Source organism: Deltaproteobacteria bacterium (assembly GCA_020848905.1).
GTDB lineage: Bacteria > Myxococcota_A > Polyangia.
In genome coordinates this window covers 281,436-299,994 of sequence record JADLHG010000042.1, presented here as the reverse complement: position 1 = coordinate 299,994, position 18,559 = coordinate 281,436, and the positions used below count along the sequence as shown (strand labels likewise).

Annotated in this window: 15 protein-coding genes; 11 read left to right on the top strand and 4 right to left on the bottom strand. The window is 71.5% G+C overall.

Features of this window, described 5'->3' with window-relative positions; genetic code table 11:
• Nucleotide 1: 1 nt before the first annotated feature.
• The 4 genes from IT371_18370 to IT371_18355 are packed head-to-tail and all read left to right on the top strand — an operon-like array spanning nt 2 to nt 3,274.
• Nucleotides 2-952: a hypothetical protein gene (locus IT371_18370; GenBank protein ID MCC6749637.1), complete on the top strand. Its 951-nt coding sequence runs from the start codon at nt 2-4 to the stop codon at nt 950-952.
• A gap of 6 nt (nt 953-958) precedes the next feature.
• The gene (locus IT371_18365; GenBank protein MCC6749636.1) at nt 959-1,555 is read left to right on the top strand and encodes a DUF374 domain-containing protein; all 597 of its coding nucleotides are present in this window, start codon (nt 959-961) and stop codon (nt 1,553-1,555) included.
• 1 nt (nt 1,556) lies between these two features.
• Nucleotides 1,557-2,768 (top strand): N-acetylglucosamine-6-phosphate deacetylase, encoded by a 1,212-nt coding sequence (gene nagA / locus IT371_18360; GenBank protein MCC6749635.1) that lies wholly within the window; start codon nt 1,557-1,559, stop codon nt 2,766-2,768.
• A gap of 59 nt (nt 2,769-2,827) precedes the next feature.
• A complete protein-coding gene (locus tag IT371_18355; GenBank protein ID MCC6749634.1) occupies nt 2,828-3,274 on the top strand; it encodes a hypothetical protein in 447 nt (148 codons plus the stop codon).
• A 33-nt stretch (nt 3,275-3,307) separates the two neighbouring features.
• On the opposite strand, the gene IT371_18350 is transcribed toward IT371_18355, so the two are convergent.
• Nucleotides 3,308-4,825 carry a carboxypeptidase regulatory-like domain-containing protein gene (locus IT371_18350; GenBank protein MCC6749633.1) on the bottom strand — a complete coding sequence of 506 codons (1,518 nt, stop codon included), beginning with the start codon at nt 4,823-4,825 and terminating at the stop codon, nt 3,308-3,310.
• Between the two features lie 130 nt (nt 4,826-4,955).
• Here IT371_18350 and IT371_18345 point away from each other — a divergent pair, with 130 nt between their 5' ends.
• From IT371_18345 to IT371_18320, 6 genes are all read left to right on the top strand, one after another.
• Nucleotides 4,956-6,617, top strand: coding sequence for a serine/threonine protein kinase (locus IT371_18345; GenBank protein ID MCC6749632.1), 1,662 nt, complete (start codon nt 4,956-4,958; stop codon nt 6,615-6,617).
• Nucleotides 6,618-6,638: 21 nt separating this feature from the next.
• Nucleotides 6,639-7,370: a 3'-5' exonuclease gene (locus tag IT371_18340; protein ID MCC6749631.1), complete on the top strand. Its 732-nt coding sequence runs from the start codon at nt 6,639-6,641 to the stop codon at nt 7,368-7,370.
• A gap of 56 nt (nt 7,371-7,426) precedes the next feature.
• Complete coding sequence (locus IT371_18335; protein MCC6749630.1) at nt 7,427-8,281, top strand: acetyl-CoA carboxylase carboxyltransferase subunit beta; 855 nt, start codon at nt 7,427-7,429, stop codon at nt 8,279-8,281.
• A gap of 1 nt (nt 8,282) precedes the next feature.
• Nucleotides 8,283-9,542 carry a bifunctional folylpolyglutamate synthase/dihydrofolate synthase gene (locus tag IT371_18330; GenBank protein ID MCC6749629.1) on the top strand — a complete coding sequence of 420 codons (1,260 nt, stop codon included), beginning with the start codon at nt 8,283-8,285 and terminating at the stop codon, nt 9,540-9,542.
• Nucleotides 9,543-9,629: 87 nt separating this feature from the next.
• Nucleotides 9,630-10,166: a hypothetical protein gene (locus IT371_18325; protein MCC6749628.1), complete on the top strand. Its 537-nt coding sequence runs from the start codon at nt 9,630-9,632 to the stop codon at nt 10,164-10,166.
• A 40-nt stretch (nt 10,167-10,206) separates the two neighbouring features.
• Entirely contained in the window at nt 10,207-12,153 is a 1,947-nt protein-coding gene (locus IT371_18320; protein ID MCC6749627.1) for a hypothetical protein, read from the top strand.
• An 89-nt stretch (nt 12,154-12,242) separates the two neighbouring features.
• Here the strand turns inward: IT371_18320 and IT371_18315 are convergent, their stop codons facing one another.
• The 3 genes from IT371_18315 to IT371_18305 form a co-directional block, all read right to left on the bottom strand.
• Nucleotides 12,243-13,232 carry a hypothetical protein gene (locus IT371_18315; GenBank protein MCC6749626.1) on the bottom strand — a complete coding sequence of 330 codons (990 nt, stop codon included), beginning with the start codon at nt 13,230-13,232 and terminating at the stop codon, nt 12,243-12,245.
• A gap of 217 nt (nt 13,233-13,449) precedes the next feature.
• On the bottom strand, nt 13,450-17,169 hold the full coding sequence (locus IT371_18310) for a hypothetical protein (protein MCC6749625.1): 3,720 nt from the start codon (nt 17,167-17,169) through the stop codon (nt 13,450-13,452).
• Nucleotides 17,170-17,212: 43 nt separating this feature from the next.
• Nucleotides 17,213-17,755: a hypothetical protein gene (locus tag IT371_18305; GenBank protein ID MCC6749624.1), complete on the bottom strand. Its 543-nt coding sequence runs from the start codon at nt 17,753-17,755 to the stop codon at nt 17,213-17,215.
• Between the two features lie 272 nt (nt 17,756-18,027).
• On the opposite strand from IT371_18305, the gene IT371_18300 reads away from it, so the two are divergent.
• A complete protein-coding gene (locus IT371_18300; GenBank protein ID MCC6749623.1) occupies nt 18,028-18,552 on the top strand; it encodes a DUF721 domain-containing protein in 525 nt (174 codons plus the stop codon).
• Nucleotides 18,553-18,559 lie beyond the last annotated feature (7 nt).

The window sequence follows — 18,559 nt, the reverse complement described above, 5'->3', positions numbered from 1 at the left end:
CGTGCGTAGCCCGTTCCTGCAGGCAGCCTGCGTCGTGGGAGCCCTGGTGGCCGGCCACGGCTGCGCGCGCAGGGAATCGGTCGAGCCGGCGCGGAAAGCTCCTTCGGCCGAGGGGTTGCGGGCCCCTCCCGAGCCCGTCGAGGTGGAGCCCGAGGACGGGCGGCTGCTCTTCGCGCTCTATCACGCGCAGTGGGTGCTCGGGGATCTGGACGGCGTGGAACGCGGCCTGAGGGCGCTCCTCGGGCGTGGCGACCTGGCCGCCGCCACGCGGGCCCGCGCCGCGCTGCGGCTGACCGAGATCGCCGACGTGCGAGGCGACCGACGGGAGGCGCTCTCGTTCGTCGAGCGCGCGAAGTTCTTCGCGGGGCCGGCGACGGGGCTCGCGGCCGAGGCGGACGACTGGCGGGCGCGGATCCTCACCGCGGCGCCGCTGGCCGACGTGCGAGGACCTGCCCCCGGCGCGGTGGCGCTCAAGAACGAGTCCTTCGCGGTGGTGGCCGCCTTTCGACGGGCCGAGAAGCTGCTCTCCGCGTTTCATCGCGTGGTGGTGGCGCCGTCGCTGGAGACGATCGATCAGGTGCTGCGCGGCAAGCGACGGGCCCTCGCCGCGGCGGTGAAGGCCTATCAGGAGGTGGTGCAGCAGGGGGGCGCCGCCGCCCGTGGCGCTGCGCTCTTCCGGATGGCGGCCATGTACCACCATCTCGCCGAGGCGTTGGCCTTCGAGCGTCCTCCCGAGATGCTTCCCTCGGTGGCGCGCAGTCTCACGCGACGCCTGAGGGCGGAGAGCGCGACCTACCTGCACAAGGCCTTCGCGCTCTATCGCAGCGCGGCCGAGGTGGGCTCCGGCGCGGGAGCGGGGCCCTGGCGGCGGCTCGCGGGGCAAGAAGCGGCGACGCTGGCGCTGGTGCTGAAGCGTCCCGAGCGGGGCCGCCCCGCCCATCGAGGGGAGTGACGGTCCGTGTCGTGGCTGCGCGCGCTGGCCCGCCGAGTGGTCGGGGAGCTGCTGCTCCTCGCGTTCGGGCTCTTTCGCCTGACCTGGCGGGTGCGCGTCGTCGGCCAGGTGCCCGAGGGACCCGCGGTCTACGCCTTCTGGCACGGAGACCTGCTCTGCCTCGCGGCGGCTTCCCCTCCCACGCGCGCTGCCGTGCTGGTCAGTCGCAGCCCCGACGGGGAGCTCGGCGGATTGCTCGCGCGCCATCTCGGGTGCGACGCTGTCCGCGGCAGCACCTCGCGCGGGGCGTGGAGGTCCGCGCTGGGGCTCCGGCGCCGCCTTCGGGCGGGGCAGGCCGTGGCGCTGGCCCTGGATGGGCCGCGCGGGCCCCGGCATCGAGACGGCTCATCCGCCACGCGACTTGCGCGCGCGGCGGGGGTGCCCCTGGTCCCCGTCGCGGCGAGGGCCAGCCGGGCGTGGCAGCTGCGATCCTGGGACCGGCTGTGCATCCCGCGCCCGTTCGCGACGGTGGTCGTCGCGTGGGGAGCGCCGGCGGCGGAGTGCGAGGCGGCGGGCGCGCTCGCCGCGCTCTGGGAGCGCACGCGGCGCGAGACGAGGGTGTGACGTGATCCACGGAGCAGAGAAGGGCGCTTCGGGCGCCTTCGACGTTGACCTTCGCCTCGAGGGGACCTTGGTCGTCCCGGGGGGGCGCCTGCCGCGAGGCGTGGTCCTCGTGCGGCAGGGACGTGTGAGTTACTTCGGAGCGGCGGAGGGCGCGCCGGCGGGGAGGGCGGCCCGCACCGAGTCGTGCGCGCGGGGCGTGATCACGGCGGGGCTCGTGGACCTCCACGTGCACGGCGCCGCCGGGGCCGACGCGAGCGACGGCACCCTGGAGTCCTTGCAGACCCTCTGCGTGGCGCACGCCGCGGCGGGGACGACGGGCCTCTGCCCGACGGTGTTGACCAGCGCGCCGGAGGTCACGCTGCGGGCGCTTGCGGCGATCCGCGCTGCGGCGGAGCGCGGGCCGCTGGGGGCGCGTGTGCTCGGCGCGCATCTCGAGGGGCCGTTTCTCAACCCGGCGAAGGCGGGGGCGCAGCCCGAGGAGCACCTGCGTCTGCCCGATCGCGCGCTGCTGCGCGAGTTCCTTGCTGCCGCCGAGGGGACGCTGAAGCTCGTGACCCTGGCCCCCGAGCTCCCCGGGGCGCTCGAGCTGGTAGCCGAGCTGCGTAGCGCGGGGGTGACCGTCGCGATGGGGCACTCGACGGCGAGCTACGCCGAGGCGCTTCAGGCCATCGGCGCGGGCTGCTCGGTGGCCACGCACGTCTTCAACGCCATGCCCGCGCTGCACCACCGGGAGCCGGGACTCGCGGGCGCGGCGCTCCTCGACGAGCGCGTGGTGTGCGAGGTGATCGCCGACGGGGAGCACCTGCACCCGGCGACGGTGACGCTCGTCCACCGCCTGAAGGGGGCGCGGGGCGTGTGCCTCGTGAGCGATTGCCTCGCGGCCTGGCGGGCGCCGCCCGGTGGATTCCGCCTCGGGGAGCGCGCGGTGAGCGTGGGTCGGGGCGTCGCACGGCTGGCCGACGGTACCTTGGCCGGAGCTGCGTCGCCGCTGGCCCTGGGGCTCTCCCGCTACGCCGCGTGGACCGGCGGCGGGGACGCGGCCGCGCTCGAGGCGGCGGTGAGCGTGCCCGCGCGTCTCGTCGGCGCGGAGACCTCCGCCACGCCCTCTGTCGGGAGCTGGGCCGATCTCGTGCACTGGGGAGAGGGCGGCGAGGCGCTCGCCGTCTGGATCGGCGGCGTGCGATGCGAGGACCCGGGGGGGCCCAGGCCGTGATTGCTTCGCGCGGGGCGCAGCCCGTATGCTCGCAGAGCTCTGCTTTCGAGGTGACAACGATGCGCAGGTCGGTGAGCCCAGCAATCCTCGTCGCACTTCTCTCGACCGCGTGCGCGCGCACGGGCGAGGGGCCCGCGCCCACGCCGTCCCCGCCCCGCGCCGCCACGCCCGTGGCCGCTCCCCCGCCGGAGCGCGCCCCCGACGCGCCCGAGGAGCTGAAGATCGCGGCCCTGCGGCCCGGAGCGACGGGGCTGGCCCGCGTGCGGGGAAGCGTGGCCACCGTGGTGGGGATGCGGCTCGTGCCCCCCAAGGTCGTCTTCCGTCTCGCCGACGGGTCGGGGTCGGTGCTGGTGGTGATCAACGAGCAGCTGCAGCTCTCCGAGGGGACCAAGCTGGAGCTGGTCGGCAAGTACCGGGAGATGGACTCGCCGATGCACAGCGATCCTACGCCCGCGCCGAAGGAGATGGTGTTCGAGGTGGAGCGCTACCTGCAACTCTCGGATTGACCGCCGCCGCGTCGCCTCGCCGCCGGGCCCTGACTAACGATACAGCTCGACGTTGAGGATCACCGTGCTCCCCTCGGAGACGCGGATCGTCTTGCGCTGGGCGCGATAGCCCTTCGCCGAGACCACGAGCCGGTACTCCCCGGGCTTGAGCGAGACGGTGAAGTTCCCGTCCCGGTCCACGGGGATCGTGCGATCCAGCTCCGGAATCAGGATCGTCGCGTCGGGCAGGTCCTTGCCCCCCACGGCCTTGAGCGTGCCGCGCAGGGTGCCCGGAGTGACCCGGTCGCGCGGTGAGAGCTTGAGCTCCACCTGCGCCTCGCCGCCGGATCGGATCTGAACCTCCGCGCGCGCCCGCTCGTAGCCCTCCGCCGTGGCCACGACCGCGTGCGGCCCCGGGGAGAGCGGGTAGGTGCGGAAGCTCCCGTCCGCGGCGTCCACGGCCAGTCCCGAGGCCTTCGTCCCCTCGAGCTCGACCCGTCCGTGGGCGATCGGCTGCCCGGTGCGCGCGTCCAGCACCCGCCCGAGCGCCACCCCCGGGGCGAGCGCCGCGGTGCGGGTCCCTCCGTCGTCGGGGTCGCGCTGCTTGACGATCCGCACCTCGGGCTTGGCGAACGGATCGAAGCGGTAGCTCAGGCGGAAGAGCAGGTTCCAGCGCGGGATCACGAAGGCGTACTTTCCCGGTTCGAGGGTCGGCGGCGCGCCGGACCCGACGCCGGTCAGTCCGATGTCCACCGCGGCGAGGAACTCGAGTCCCCGCGTACGCGCCGGCCAGACTTTCGCGCCCAGCGAAAGGACTCCGGGGCTCTGCCCGAAGCCCGGCGCCCCGCCGCCGACGAAGGGCTCAAGGGAGAGCTCCACGAAGGGTCCCAGGAAGGGGCTGTTGTACTCCACGCCGAAGCGGGTCACCACGCGATGAAAGGAGCTGAGCTGCCCGGCGAAGCGCTGCGCCGGCGTGAGCTGCTGCGCGTTGTCGAAGAGGTTCTTCGACCCGTCCAGCTGGAAACCAACGTTGAGGTGCACGCCGAGCGGGACCCTGGGGCTCAGCGTCCAGCTCCCGAGCGCGGCGACGAGCAGGTTGGTCGCCGCCCCGGCGGGCTTGAAGAAGCCCGCGCCGGAGGGAAAGCGCAGGTCGAACAGCCCGCCCAGCGCGAAGCCTCCGCCAATCGCGTAGCCCCCCTTGATCGCGAGCTCCGGATCTCCGACGGCTACCTGCAGCTCGTCGGTGGAGCCGAGCGAGCTGCTATCCGAAATCACGTGGACGAGGAAGGCGGCCTCGAGGAAGCTGAAGGGGGCGAAGCTCACGCTGTAGGTGTTCGCCAATCGCGCGTGGGTCTGCCCCTGGGCCAGGAAGTTCCCGCTGCGGAAATACTGCAGCTCGGCCCCCACGCCGAAGAAACCCTTCGGCTGACCGCTGGCCGCCGAGGTGCGCAGAAGCCCACGCAGACCGGTCAGGTTTCCTCCAGACGGCACCTCGGCTCGGCTCGGCCGAGAGCCCAGGGCGAGCGGCCAAAGGAGCAGGAACAGGCCAAAGGTGCGGACGGGAACGCGCATGGGTCCTCGTTCGTTCGACGCTGCGGTCGGGCGCCTCGATGCCCGGCCCAGCTCCCGATGTTGCTAACACGTGCCCCCGATTGTAAACTTACCAGCGGATAATCCTCAAGATTTTCGACGCTCCCTCACGATGGGCGCGTCCGTGGGACAGACGGTGGCGGCGAGCGCGAGCGCAGAAACGACGGGGGCGACCTCCCAGTACGGTCGCTACGAGATCCTGAGCAAGCTCGCGACCGGGGGCATGGGAGAGGTCTTTCTCGCGCGATCGGTCGGCGCCGCCGGCTTCAGCAAGTTCGTCGTCATCAAGAAGATCCTGCCGCACCTGCTCGAGCAGCCGCAGTTCGTGGAGGGCCTGGTCCGCGAGGCCAAGCTGCTCGTGCTCCTCGACCACCCGAACATCGTGCAGGTGCTCGACCTGGGGGTCGAGGGCCGCGACTACTTCATGGCCATGGAGTACGTCCACGGCTACAACCTGGCCACCATCGCGCACTATTGCGCGCAGCGGCGCCTGGTCATCCCCGCGTCGCTGTGCGCGTACGTCGCGGTCGAGGTCCTCGAAGGGCTGGAGTACGCTCACGGCCAGCGGGCGCCCGATGGAACGCGGCACAACATCATCCACCGCGACGTGAGCCCCCAGAACGTGCTCATCTCCCGCGATGGGCGCGTGAAGCTCACCGACTTCGGTATCGCCAAGGTGGTGAACGAGGCCGAGGCCGAGGTGACAAAGAGCCTGAAGGGGAAGTTCCGCTACATGGCCCCCGAGGCGGTGGAGGGGGGGCGGATCGACCACCGCTACGACCTCTTTGCCGTCGGGATCCTGCTCTTCGAGGCGCTCTGCCGGCGCCACCTCTTCGGGGGGCGCACGGACCTGGATATCCTGAATCAGGTGCGCGAGACGAAGATCCCGCAGATCGCGCGCTTCCATCCCGAGGCGCCGTCGTCCCTCGTGGCCGCGGTGGAGCGCTCCTTGCGGCGTGACCCCGAGGAACGCTTCCAGAGCGCGGGGGAGTTCGCGGCCGCGCTGCGCGAGACGAACTTTCCCTCCACGGATGCCGAGCTCGAGGCGCAGCTCCGCAGCTTCGTGGTGGAGCTCTACGACCGCCCCGACTTCCCGATCAACAAGCCCAAGCTGCCGGACCTGAACAAGGCTCAGCGTCCCACCGGCGAGACGCGCCCCCTGGTGCTCCGTTCGCACCTGTCGGGGGAGGTCGAGGTGGTCGGGCGGGGGCGACGCGCGAGCCGCGGCAGCGCCCTCATCGCGGTGCTCTCGGTCGGCTTCGTGGTGATCAGCGCCGTGGTGGCGTACCTGGCCTACGCCATGCTGTACCGTCGGCGCCCCGACCCGGGCCCTAAGGCACCCGTGATCATCGTGTCGCCCAACACGCCGCGCGGCGGAGCGGGGGCGGGCGATGGAGGTCGCACGCCGGCGACGAGCGCGATCGATGCGTCGGCAGTCGCCCTAGCCGATGGTCGGCGCAAGCCTGTCCGGCCGCCGGTTCGCGCGTTCACCGAGGAGATGGGGGCGCAGGCCTTCCGGCGCTCCGGCCCGGCCCTGACCCGCTGTTTCAACGCGCACGGTCCCACGGGTGAGGCCGAGGTGCGCCTGAACGTCCTGTCGACCGTGCGCGCGAACGGGAGCGTGGGCGCCGTCCGCCTCGAGCCCCCCGCGCAGGGCGGCACGGAGCTCGGCCGCTGCGTGATCGGCGTAGCCAGCCGCGTGCAGTACCCGAGGCACAACAAGCCCGAGGTGACGTTTCTCCAACCGGTGCGGCTGCGACGCACGGAACGCTGACCTCTCGGGCGAAGGGCCACCATGCGGCAACGGAGCTTTCTGATCTTCGATCTCGAGACGGTGCCGGACTACGAGGTCTACGCCGTTCCCGAGCTGCCGGCCGGTACCGACCGGCCGATCCCTCCCCCCTACGCCCACGTGCCGGTGGTCATCGGCGTGCTCTGGCTCGATCACGACTATTCCTTCAAGCGTCTCGGGGTGGTCGGCGAGGGGCGCGACGAGGCCGGAGCGCTCGCCGACTTCGGCGGCTTCGTCGAGAAACAGCGCCCCCATCTGGTGACCTTCAACGGGCGAGGCTTCGACCTGCCGGTCATCATGCTGCGTGCGTTGCGGCACGGGGTGCCGCTACCCTGGTATTACCGTGATAAGGGGTATAGATACCGGTATAGCGACGAAGGCCATATCGACCTCTGCGACCTCCTCGCCGAGCACGGCGCGATCAAGTTCCTGAGCCTGCACGCGGCGGCCCGGCTCGTGGGGCTGCCCGGGAAGCTGGACGTGGACGGCAGTCAGGTGGAGAGCCTGTACCGAGGGGGCCAGCTCGACCGCATTCGCCGCTACTGCCTGGCCGACGTGGCGCAGACGGCGTTCCTCTTCCTGCGCCTGCGGCTCGTTCAGGGGCACCTCGCGCTGGACGAGTATCAGCGTGCCGCGCGAGCGCTCCACCAGGCGCTCGTGGACGATGGTCGCCTTCCCGAGCTGCTCGAGAGCACCGACCTCGACCGGCTGCTGCTCGCCGACGCCCGGGCGTAGTCCCCCGTCGCCGAAGTCCGCCTTGACTTGCCGAAAGCGGGGGGTATTGTCCGGCCATGGCATGGTGGAAGCGCACCGATCGAGGTCCTGCAGCCCTGCAGGACAAGAAATCGATGCCCAGCGGGGTATGGGCCAAGTGCGACGGGTGCGGCGAGATCCTCGTCGAGACCGAGCTCAAGGAGAACCTGAACGTCTGTCCGCGTTGCGGCTACCACCACCCGATCTCCGCCGTGGAGCGACTCGAGAGCTTGCTCGACCCGGAGAGCTTCACGGAGCTCGGCGGGGGCGTGGAGCCGCTCGACCCCTTAGGCTTCAAGGACTCCAAGCCGTACCGTGAACGGCTTCGGACGGCGCGCAAGCAGACGGGTTTCGCCGACGCGGCGTTGGTGGGGCTCGGGCGTCTCGAAGGACACCGCGTCGGGATCGGCGTGCTGGTCTTCGAGTTCATGGCGGGGTCGATGGGCTCGGTGGTGGGGGAACGCATCACGCGACTGCTCGAGGCGGCGCGCGAGACGCGCTGCCCGGCGATCCTCTGCTCGGCGTCGGGCGGGGCGCGCATGCAGGAGGGGATTCTCTCCCTCATGCAGATGGCCAAGACCAGCGCGGCGCTTCGCCGGCTGAAGGACGCGGGGCTGCCGTACATCTCGGTGCTGCACCACCCGACGACGGGTGGCGTCGCCGCGAGCTTCGCGATGCTCGGCGACGTGATCGTGGCCGAGCCGCAGGCGCTCATCGGCTTCGCCGGCCCGCGCGTGATCGAGCAGACCATCCGGCAGAAGTTGCCCGAGGGCTTCCAGCGCTCGGAGTTCCTGCTCGAGCACGGCATGGTGGATCTCATCGTGCCGCGGACGGAGCTCCGGCAGCGCCTGGCCCAGCTCGTAGGATTCCTCGGACCCGAACGACCCGTTTGAGATGCGCGACGACCTGGCCGGGGCCCTGAGACGTCTTCTGGGGCTCTCGCGCTTCGGCATGCAGCTCGGCCTGACGCGCATGGAGCGCCTGCTCTCCGCGCTGGGGCGGCCGGAGCGGCGGTTCGCGGCGGTGCACGTGGCGGGGACGAACGGCAAGGGCTCCACGGCCGCGATGGTGGAGGCTTGCCTGCGGGAGGCGGGGGTCCGCACCGGACTCTACACCTCGCCGCACCTCAGCCGCTTCTCCGAGCGGATCCGCGTGGGCGGGATCGAGATCGACGGCAGCTCTCTCTCTCGGTGGGTCGAGCGCGTGCTCGACCTGGAGCCGGAGGCCACCTTCTTCGAGGCCGCGACCGCCGTGGCGTTCGCGCACTTCGCGGAGGCCGGGGTGGAGCTGGCGGTGGTGGAGGCCGGCCTCGGCGGGAGGCTGGATGCGACGAACGCGATCCTTCCGCTGGTGAGCGTGATCTCGTCCATCGGGCTCGACCACCAGGAGGTTCTCGGTCCCGACCTGGCATCCATCGCCGCGGAGAAGGCCGGGATCATCAAGCCCGAGGTGCCGGTGGTGGTGGCGCCAGGAGCGCCCGAGGTCGTGGAGGTCTTCGAGGCGCGCGCGCGGGAAGAGCGGGCCCCCCTCAGTCGCGTGGGGCAGGACCTGCGCTTCGCCGCGCGCGGCGGGGAGCTTTACGTCGAGGGGGCGCACCTTCCGTTTGCGCTGCCGCCGCTGCGACTCGCCCTGGTCGGCGCGCACCAGCGAGAGAACGCGGCGCTCGCCATCGCCGCGCTGGCGGCGCTTTCGCGGGGGGGCTGGCCGATCTCGGAGCGCGCGATCGAGAGCGGGATGCTCGCGGCGCGCTGGCCGGGGCGCCTGGAGTGGATCGGCGAGACCCTCCTGGATTGCGCCCACAACCCGGCGGGGGCGCGGGCGCTCTCCGTGGCCCTCGAGGGGCGCGGGGACTTCTGTCTGGTCTTCGGGCAGCTCGAGGACAAGGCGGCGCTTCCCACGCTCGAGGCGCTCCTGCCGCACGCGCGGCGGGTGATCTTCACCGAGCCGCGTAGCCCGAGGCGCCGGAGGGCGGCGGCTCTGGCCGAGGAGCTCGGACGTGGCGAGACCGCCCCTTCGCTGGCGGAGGCTCTCGCGCTCGCGCGGGCCGAACCCGGGCCGGTTCTCGTCACCGGGTCGGTCTACCTGGTAGGAGAGGCGCGCGAGCTGCTCCTCGGGGAGACGCGGGATCCGCTCCCCACCTCGGACCCGCGCTGAGCGGCAGCGGCCTCGGCCGCTCGGGCGGAGGCCCCGATTTGGCGCCCGATCCACGCCTGGAGTAGACTCCTCGAAACGGAGGACCTCATGCGTCGGCGAGCCCTGTGGGGAGTCCTTGCCCTTCTGACCGCTGCTACCTCTTCGGCCATCGCGGCGCCTCCCGGGGAGGGGCCAGCGGGGGACGCGGCTCCGCCCGCGGCCGATCGCGGCTACAGCGGCGTCACGCTCAACAGCGGCGCACCTCCGCCGTCGCCGAGTCCGCCGGCGGGGCTGCAGTTCGCGACCTGGCCGGGGTTTCGCACCGGACCCGAGGGGAGCGAGGTCTTCGTGCAGCTCACCGGGTCGGTGGCGCACACGCTCAAGCAGCGGGGGAACCGGGTGACCGTGGAGCTGCGCGGCGTGCGCGTGCCACGCCGAAACAATCTGCGGCCGGTCATCACCGAACACTTCCAGACCCCGGTGCGCCGCTTCCAGCTCCGTCCGATCAAGGGGAATCGCTGCCTGCTGGAGCTGCAGCTCAGACGCAAGGCGCGACCGCGCGTGGAGCTCCGACCCTCCGGGAACTACACCTTCCTCGTCGTGGCCTTCCCGCCCTCCGCGGGCCCCTCTCCCGACGCTGATTGACCCCAGACTCGCGGTTCTCCTCGCCGTACTGATCGCGGGGGTGAGCCCGGCGCGGGCGGAGGAGCTCTCGGCGCGCCGGCTGGTGCTCACCCGCGGCGGGCTCCACGCGGAAGGGGCGGTGAGCCTGACCCTGGGTTCCTGTCGACTGCGAGCCGTCGAGGCCATGTTCCTGCAAGGGCAGCGGCTTCTCGCCGAGCAGGTGTGCCTCGAAGGACGGCGGCTGCGGCTCGAGGCCCACCGCCTCGAGCTGGGCCCGGAGGGCGGGCTCGAGCTCGTGTGGCCGCGCCTCTGGCCGTGCGGGTGCGCGGCGGACTCTTGGGCGGCGCCGAACCTCTCGGCCCGCTCGGCGCGGGTGGCCTCGGGGGGGGCGCGCCTCCAGCTCCACTGGCCGGTGCTGCGGCTCGGGCGGGTGCCGGTGCTGGCGGCGCCCTACCTCCTGCTCCCGCTCCGTTCGGGGACGAGCGGACTCGGCCTGCCGAAGGTGGGCTACAGCGCCCGCGATGGGCTGCGGCTCGAGGAGGAACTCTACCTCGCCCTGCGTGGCCGAGCGGACGCGCTGCTCGCCGGTGGCTGGGTCCGGGGGCGCGGGGCCACGGGACGCCTTCGCCTGCGCTACTTCACCGAGGAGCACGGGAACGGCACGCTCGAGTTTCTCGGGCTGAAGGACAACGACCTCTGGCGGGGGAGGGTTCGCGGTCGACTGCTCCTGCGCGGAGCCCGGTGGGCGGTGGGCGCGACCCCACACGTGACGAGCGACCCGCGCCTCCTCGGAGAGCTGGCGCGCGCACCGGCCGACGTCTTCGCCTCGTACCAGCGGAGCCGCGCCTGGGCCTTCTCGGGTCTCGACGCGACCTACGGCCTGGCCACCTTCGACCTGTTCGAGGAGCTGCAGGCACCCTGGCGCCGTCCGTCGCGCCGCCACGGCAGCGCCGTGCTCCGCCTAGGGACGCAGCCGCTACCGCTCGTCGGGCCTCTCCTCCTCGAGGTGGGGGGCGAACTCCGACACGTCGGCTCCCCGCCGAGCGATGGGGGGCTGCCTCTCGGGGGGCTCGGGGCGGACCGCTCCCGCCCGGTCATGACCGAAGCGGCTCTCGACGCGGCGCTGCTCTTCGGCGGCGCGCTCGGACCGGTGCGCGTGGCGGCGCAGGCCCGCTACCGGCTGAGCGGCGGCTTCGGCGCTCCCGAGAGCGACGGAACTCTCGGCTCGCAGGTGGATCAGGGGGGCCTCTTCTCCTCCGAGGTGGCGCTCCCGCTCGCGCGGACCTTCGACCGGAGGTCCGGGCGCGTGCGCCACCTGGTGGAGCCCTTCCTCCTCGGTGCGGCCGCTCTCGGACCGCTGCATTATCTCGTCGGGCCGCCGCTTCGCGCATCGGAGGCGCAGGTCTACGGCGCTCTCGGCCTGCGTACGCTCGTGCAAACTCGCCGCGCCGGAGAGGTGATTCGCAGGCCGCTGCGTGCGGAGGCGGCGCTGGGTGTGGGGACGCGCGCCGAGCTCCTCGTGGTCGCGCGCGCCGAGCTCCGGGCCCCCTTCTGGCTACGCGCTTCGGGCGAGGTGCTGGCCGACCCACGCGCTCGCCTCGTGCCGCGCGTGCTGGCCGAGCTCTGCGTCGGACCTACGCAGGCCGAGCTCTGCGGCGGCTTTCTGCACCTCGAGGGGGAGAATGCCCTGACCCTCCTCGCCCTCGACGGGAGCTCCTTCGCTCCCCTCGCGTCGCGCGCGCGTCCGCTCGCCGCGACGTTCACCGAACAGGTCACGGCCCGCGCCGCCCTCCGCGCCGGGGGCGTTCGCCTGCACGCGCTCCTGGCCTTCGATCCGCGCGCGGGGAAGCTGAGCTACGGGCGCTACGGCGCCGACCTTCCGCTCGCCTGCGCCGGCTGCGTGCGACTCGGGCTCTCCGGAGAGAGCCGCCCGGGGAGCTCGTGGCCCGACGTGTTTGCGACGGTCAGCTACGCGGGCCCCGCGGGTTTCGGCTGCGACGGACCCTGAAGGACCGGGGGGGTGAAGCTCGGCGGCCGAAGCGGCGTCGATCGTCTTTCGTACCGGCCGGCCCTCTTCCGAGCTCGAGCGAAACGGGGTTACCGCAGAGTCTGGACCAACGCGTCCACGGCAGGCGGCAAGGCCTTGTCCGAGATGCGCGCGCCCTTCAGCGCTTCGAAGGCGGCGAGGTCGCGGTGGCTCCGATGGCGCCAGACGGTATCCGCCAGCCCGTACACCCCTGGGGCGCCGGCAAGGAGTCCGAACACGGCGGTCATCGCGGCGGCGACACCCACCCCCACGTATTCCTGCCTGGCCCAGGACTCGGCGAGCATCATCGGGCCTGGCACGGCGCCCATGGTCAGGAGGAGGGCGGAGATGCCGAGCCTCCGTGGCACCTCCCTCGGGTCGCTCCAGCCAATCGTTTGGCGGCGCCAGGCACTATGCTGGACCCGGAGGTCATGCGTGGCTCCGAGCGTTTCTTTCGCACTGCGCGACGAGGATAACCCTCTCAGCCGGCGGTCGAGGGACCTGCCGGAACCGACGAAGTGCGAGGCGAGTTGCGCGAGAGGGGTCGTTCCCTTGTAGCTCTGCTCGGGCAGGAGACGGTGCACCTTCGCCACGTCCTTCTCGATCAGAGGATAGAGCCGGAGCCACTCTCCAGCGTCCAGCCGGCCCGCAAGAAAGACCAGCGCCTGCCGTGTGGCCTGGTCTGTCAGCTCCCGCGCGTTCACCTCGCGACCCAGCCAGGCAGTGACCGGAACGGCCTCCCAGGGTAGGAGGCGCCGCGCGGCGTAATAGACGGCGTGCGGCTCCTTGTCGACGTCGCGCGAGAGAGAGACCTGGTGCTTGGTCATTCGCAGCTCGTTGCGGGAACTCCCGAGGCTGCCGGCGGATCGTTCGCTCTCGAGGAGCGTCAAGTTCGCTCCTTTTTCCAGAGCCAGCCGCACCAGGGGATTCGTACGGCGGAGCTTTGCGAGCGTCGCCATGACGGCCCGGTCCTGCGCGGTCGCGCGCAGCGGAGGCTCGCGCTTGGCCGCAGCCGCGGGGAGAGCAATCGCCAAGCTCACGATTCCCAGAACGACCCTCATGGCTGCGCTCCTCTCCTCCACCGGGGGTGCCAGGCCCACGGCCTCGCCGCGTGCCACGCCTGTGGCCACGCCTGCGGCCCTCTTCTGCCGGTTTCGTGCCACGCTCGCTGCTGGACCTCTTGCGGCAGATCCTGCGGCGTTAGCTAAGCCAAGAGATGCCAGCGGCCAAAGTGGCCGAAGGGGTCACTGACCAGATCATTCAGCACATCGAGGGGGGTCAGAGGTCCCAGGCGGGCGCGCGCCCGGTGCTGCGCGCCACGCTTCGCCGGGGTGGCGGAGGAGGTGCGGCCGCTGGGGCGGGAGCCGGCAGCGGCGAGAGCTCGATGTTGAAAAAGAAGAACACGGTCACGAAACGGCGACGGCCGATGCGCTCGTAGCCGAAGAGGCCCGTCAGCACCTCCCAGTGCACGTCCCCCGGGCGCTTCCGCTCCACGTGGAAGAAGGGGATGAGGTGGAAGGTGTAGGTGTCCTTTTCCTTGTCGCGCTTGTAGTAGCTGTTCAGCACCACGTAGGTCCGCGTGCTCGGGCGGTCGAAGCGCCAGAAGAAGGGGGCGGCGATGGTCGTGCGGTGTCCCGGGCGCTTGAAGTCCCAGTAGAGCGGGAAGCCCACCGTGCTGCTGCGCTCCTTCCCGCCGAAGTGCCAGAAGATGGGGAAGACCACCGCGTCGGTACCCTCGCGGTGGCTCTTGACCCAGATCCCGGGCGGCGTGAGGTAGGCGGTGGAACGCTCCTCGTGGTCGCGCCGGCGCATGACGAAGGGGAAGACGACGGTGGTGCGGGCCTGGTGGCGGTCGTGCACGTCCCAGATGAAGGGGAAGACCACGGTCGCCGACGTATCGATGCCGCGCCAGCGCCAGACCACGGGGAACAGCAGGTGAAAACTGCGGGCTGGCGACCAGCGACCGAAGTAGAGCGGGAAGGCGAAGACGCTGGTGGCCTGCGCGTCGTGGTTGCGCAGGCGCAGGGCCAGCGGGAAGAAGAGGTCCAGGTCGCGCTTCTCGCCGCGCTCGTGCCAGTAGATGGCCGCGTAGAAGCGCTTGCGCTCGGGGGACCTGTCCACCCCGAAGAGCGGGGTGTAGAGCGCGCGGCGGGCCAGTTCCTTGCGGTGATAGAAGAGCGGAAAGAGCGCCGTGGTGCGGTCGCCCGCCCCGTCCGTCCCCGTGTAGAGGAGCGGCAGCAGCCCGAACGCGCGCGCGTTCGCCTTGCGGCGGTAGAAGAATGGGCCCAGGAAGGTGGTCGAGGTCTGGGCCTGTGGCGACGCGAAGTGCCAGATGAGGGGCGTGATCACCGTGTAGCGCCGCTCGGGGGTGCGCTTGTGGAAGAAGAGCGGGAAGAGCCCCGTCGCGTACCCTTCGCGGTAGGTCTTGAAGTAGAGCGGCCCCCAGATCACGCTCCGCTCCTGCTCGCGGAAACGGTGTTCGTAGTAGAAGAGCGGCGCCGCCCCGAGGTAGCTCCGCTCCTCGTTGCGCCGGTAGAGCGCGAGCGGAAAGAGCCCCGAGGTGTGCGTGGTCGCCGTGCGGTGGCGGAACCAGGGCCCGGCCACCTCGAGCCGCCGCCGCGGGCTGTGCCAGCGCCAGAAGAGCGGAAAGAGCACGTCGGCGTGAACCCCCTGCTCCTGGCGCATGCGCCAGTAGACGGGGAAGAGCACGAGGCTCCGCTCCTTGGGCTCGACGAAGCGCCAGAAGAGCGGGAACCAGACGTAGGCCTTGAGCTCGGGGGAGACGTGCCTTACGCCGATGGGCAAGAGGATGGTGGTGGTGGCCTGCTCCGCGGGGCGGCGGTAGTGCAGGAAGAGGGGCACGATGGCGAAGCCGCGCGTGCGGGGCCCGCGGTGCCAGGCCACGGGTCCGACGAGCCCTTCGTGGCGGGTCCCGTCGGCGCTCCGTCGGAAGCCGCCGGCGGGCGTGACGAGGAGCTGCCCCGCGGGTCCCGTGCGGTAGTGGAAGAGGGGCAGGAGCGTGGTGCTGGTGGTCGTCCCCTCTTTCGCGAAGCGCTGCCGCCGGTAGAAGATCGGAAAGAGCGTCTGACCCGCGCGCTCCCGGTCCCGCGAGGCGTAGTAGAGCCCGGCCAGCGTGGTGCTGCGGCCGTCGCGCGCGTTGCTCGCGTGGTAGAAGACCGGTGGCAGGACCGTCGCGAAGCGCGTGCCCTTCCAGCTCCCGGCGGCGAAGAGCGGCAATAGCCCCACCACGCGCCCCTTTCGACTGCTTCCATAGAAGAAGGGGCCGAGGACCGTCGTGTCGTACCCCTCGGGGCGCGACTTCAGGTGCCAGAAGAGCGGGAAGAGCACCTGGTAGCTCCGTCCCTCGCGGCTCCCCGCGTAGAGCAGGGGGAGGAGTCCTGTCGCGTACCCCCCGGCGGCGTGCGAGCGATAGTACGCCGGGCCGAGCACTGTGGTCGACGCGCGCGCGTTCTTCACGTGCCAGAAGACCGGAAAGACCACCGCGTGACGGCGTCCGCCGCCCCCGCCCGCGAAAAGGAGCGGAAAGAGCCCCGTGCTGAATCCGTCCGGCCGCCGCTTGTAGAAGAACGGAAAGAGCAGGTTGAAGTGACTGCCGTCGAGGTTCTTGCGGCGGTACCAGAGCGGGAAGAAGACGCTGGTCGTCGCGACCGCGCCCCGCTGGCGCTCCGCGAAGCGCCAGAAGAGCGGGAAGAAGACCTGGGACGCGCCTTCCGGGTCACCGCGCAGGATGAGCGGCGGGATGACCCAGGTGGTGACGCGATCGGCCTTGGTGTGCCAGCGCAGCACGAGCGGGAAGAGCCAGTTCACCTCCCGGTCGCTGTCTCGGCGGTGGAAGTACGGCGGCACGAGGAGCCCCCACTGCCGCACGCGGGCCTCGTCGTCGCGCTCGGACCAGAAGAGCGGCGAGATGACCTGCGACCGCCGGCCCCCCTCGCGGCTGCGGTGGATGAAGAGCGGGAAGGCGACGGTCGTGCGCGTCGTCGGCCCGACGTGGTAGTAGGCGAGCGGCAAGAGCGCCCCGTAGCGAACCGACCCCCGCCGCCGGTGGAAAAACGGCCCCGCCACGGTGAGGCTGCGCTCCGGGCTGCGCACCTGCCAGAAGAGCGGGAACGAGATCGCGCCGCCGCGGGCTCCGCGGCGCCAGTAGAAGTTGAACGGGACGCTCCAGGTGAAGCTCCGCTCCCCGTCCCGGCGGCGATAGAAGAAGGGGAGCACGGCGTGGCTGCGTCCGGCCCCTTCGCGACGGTAATAGACCAGGCCGAGAAAGAGCGCGCGCCAGAGGTCCCGGCTCGGGTCGGTCTGGTAGCCGGAGAGGAGCGGCGGCAGGATCGCGGTGCGCTTCTCGGCCACCCGCGAGTAGTGGAAGAGTGGCCAGATGGTGAGGCCCGCGCCGCGAGCGCCGTAGTTGGTCCAGAAGAAGATGGGCCAGATGCGGAAGTTCTTCTCGTCGGGGGTGCGGCGGACCTGCACCGGCGGGACCACCACCGTGACGATGTTCTCCTTCGGCCAGGAGACCTCGTAGTAGAGGGGGAAGACGACGCGCGTGGTGCGCTCGGGGGTGAAAAAGCTCCAGTAGAGGGGGAAGACCACGCGGAAGCCGTCGGCCCCCTTCTGGTGCCAGTAGAAGCCGAGAAGCTGCTCGAAGCGGCGGTTCCCCGAGCGGTAGTAGAGGTAGAGGATGTTGACCGGGTGCTCGATGGCCGCGCAGCGCCCCTCGTCGCAGTACTGGCCCTTCCCGCAGTGGTCGTCGTGACGACAGCTCCCCGGCCTCGGCGCCGCCGGGACCGGTCGCGTCGGCGGGCTCTGCCGGGCGAGCTCTCCCGCCCCTGGCCCGCGCTCAGGTGCCGCCGGAGCTCCCCATCGCACGGGAGCCCAGCGCTTCGGCCCCTCGGGGGCGCCGAACAGGCCTCCGGGCGAGGCGTGCGCCACCTGGGCAGCGCCCACGGCCAACAGCAACCCGACGAGGAGGCGTTTCATCAAGGGCGAGAGTCTCGACGGTAGGGGGGCCGTTCCCCAAGGGTTAGAGCGGCAGAATCATCTTCCACTCGGAGTTCTCCTTGACGAACCGGAGCTCGCCCTCTTGCGCGTCGGTCCCCTTCTTCCGTCGGACCTTCATCACGGCGGAGGCGCCCGTGACCTTGGTGTCCACCACCTCGAGCTGCACGCTCCCCCACTCCTGCTGCAGCTGCTTGACGAACTTGGGCGGGGTGGCGACCTCGATCTGGTGGGTGAGGAACATCTGGTAGTAGGCGGAGTGCGAGTCCACGTAGGTGGTCAGGTCCCCCTTGACGGCCGCCTGCCGCAGCCGCTGGAAGCTCTTCTGCGGGGTGGAGAGCTCGGGCCTCGGCTTGGGGAGCTTGAAGTGCAGCTTCAAGATCTTCTGGTCCGGCAGGCGCACCTTGCTCCCGTTCGGGAGCTGCACGGTCATCACGCCGTCGTAGTAATGAAGGAGCGAGCCCACGATCTTCGTGTGATCCACGAGCTCGACGATCTGGTCGCCCCGCGCGGTCGAGGCCCACGAAATGAGGCCGAGTCCGACGAGAGCGACTGCTGCGGGGCGCATGCACGACCTCCTGGTTGCTTCGACTCCGCCGCGAAACGGATGGCCAAGTTTGCTGGATCGCAGGGGATCTCGCTGGCCCGAGGCCCAGAGCGTTTACCCCAATGGCCCATGCAAGTCAAGGCCAAGCCGGCGGACCACCCGAGGTTGGTCCGTCGAGCGGGCGGAACGGCTGCCCGCAGGCCGGGGCCTTGCGGCGCTGGGAGGATGGGCAACGGTGCGCGCTTGGCGGTAAGCTGCCTGAGACGATGCGACGCGGTGACGAGTCACGCCCCGTGCGCCCCTGGCGCCATCGGCGCTCCGAGAAGGAGCGCTATCGGCCCCGCCGTGGGCCCGAGCGGGCGGGGGCGCTCCTCGCCCGCTGGGTCAAGGACCAGCACCTGGACCACGAGCTGGAGCAGCACGAGCTCCTCGCCCGGTGGCCCGAGCTCGTGGGGGAGCGCGTGGCCAGTCGCACGGAGCCGGGCTCGGTGCGAGACGGCCAGCTCACGGTGACCGTCTCGTCCAGCGCCTGGCTGAACGAGCTCTCGTTCCTGAAGACGGAGCTGGCGACGCGGATCAACGCCACTCTCGGACGCACGCTCGTCAAGGGGATCCGGCTGGTGGTGGGGAAGGTCCGGCCGCCCGCCCCGCCGCGCCAGCCCGCGGCCGTGCGAGAGCCCCCGGCTCCTCCCACGCCCGAAGAGGCGCGAGCCGTGGACGAGGCGGTGGCTCCCGTGGCGGATCCGGTCCTGCGGCAGGCGCTGGCCGCGGCGCGGCTTGCCGACCTGCGGCGAGGGCGACCGAAGGGGGAGGGATAGCCGCGCC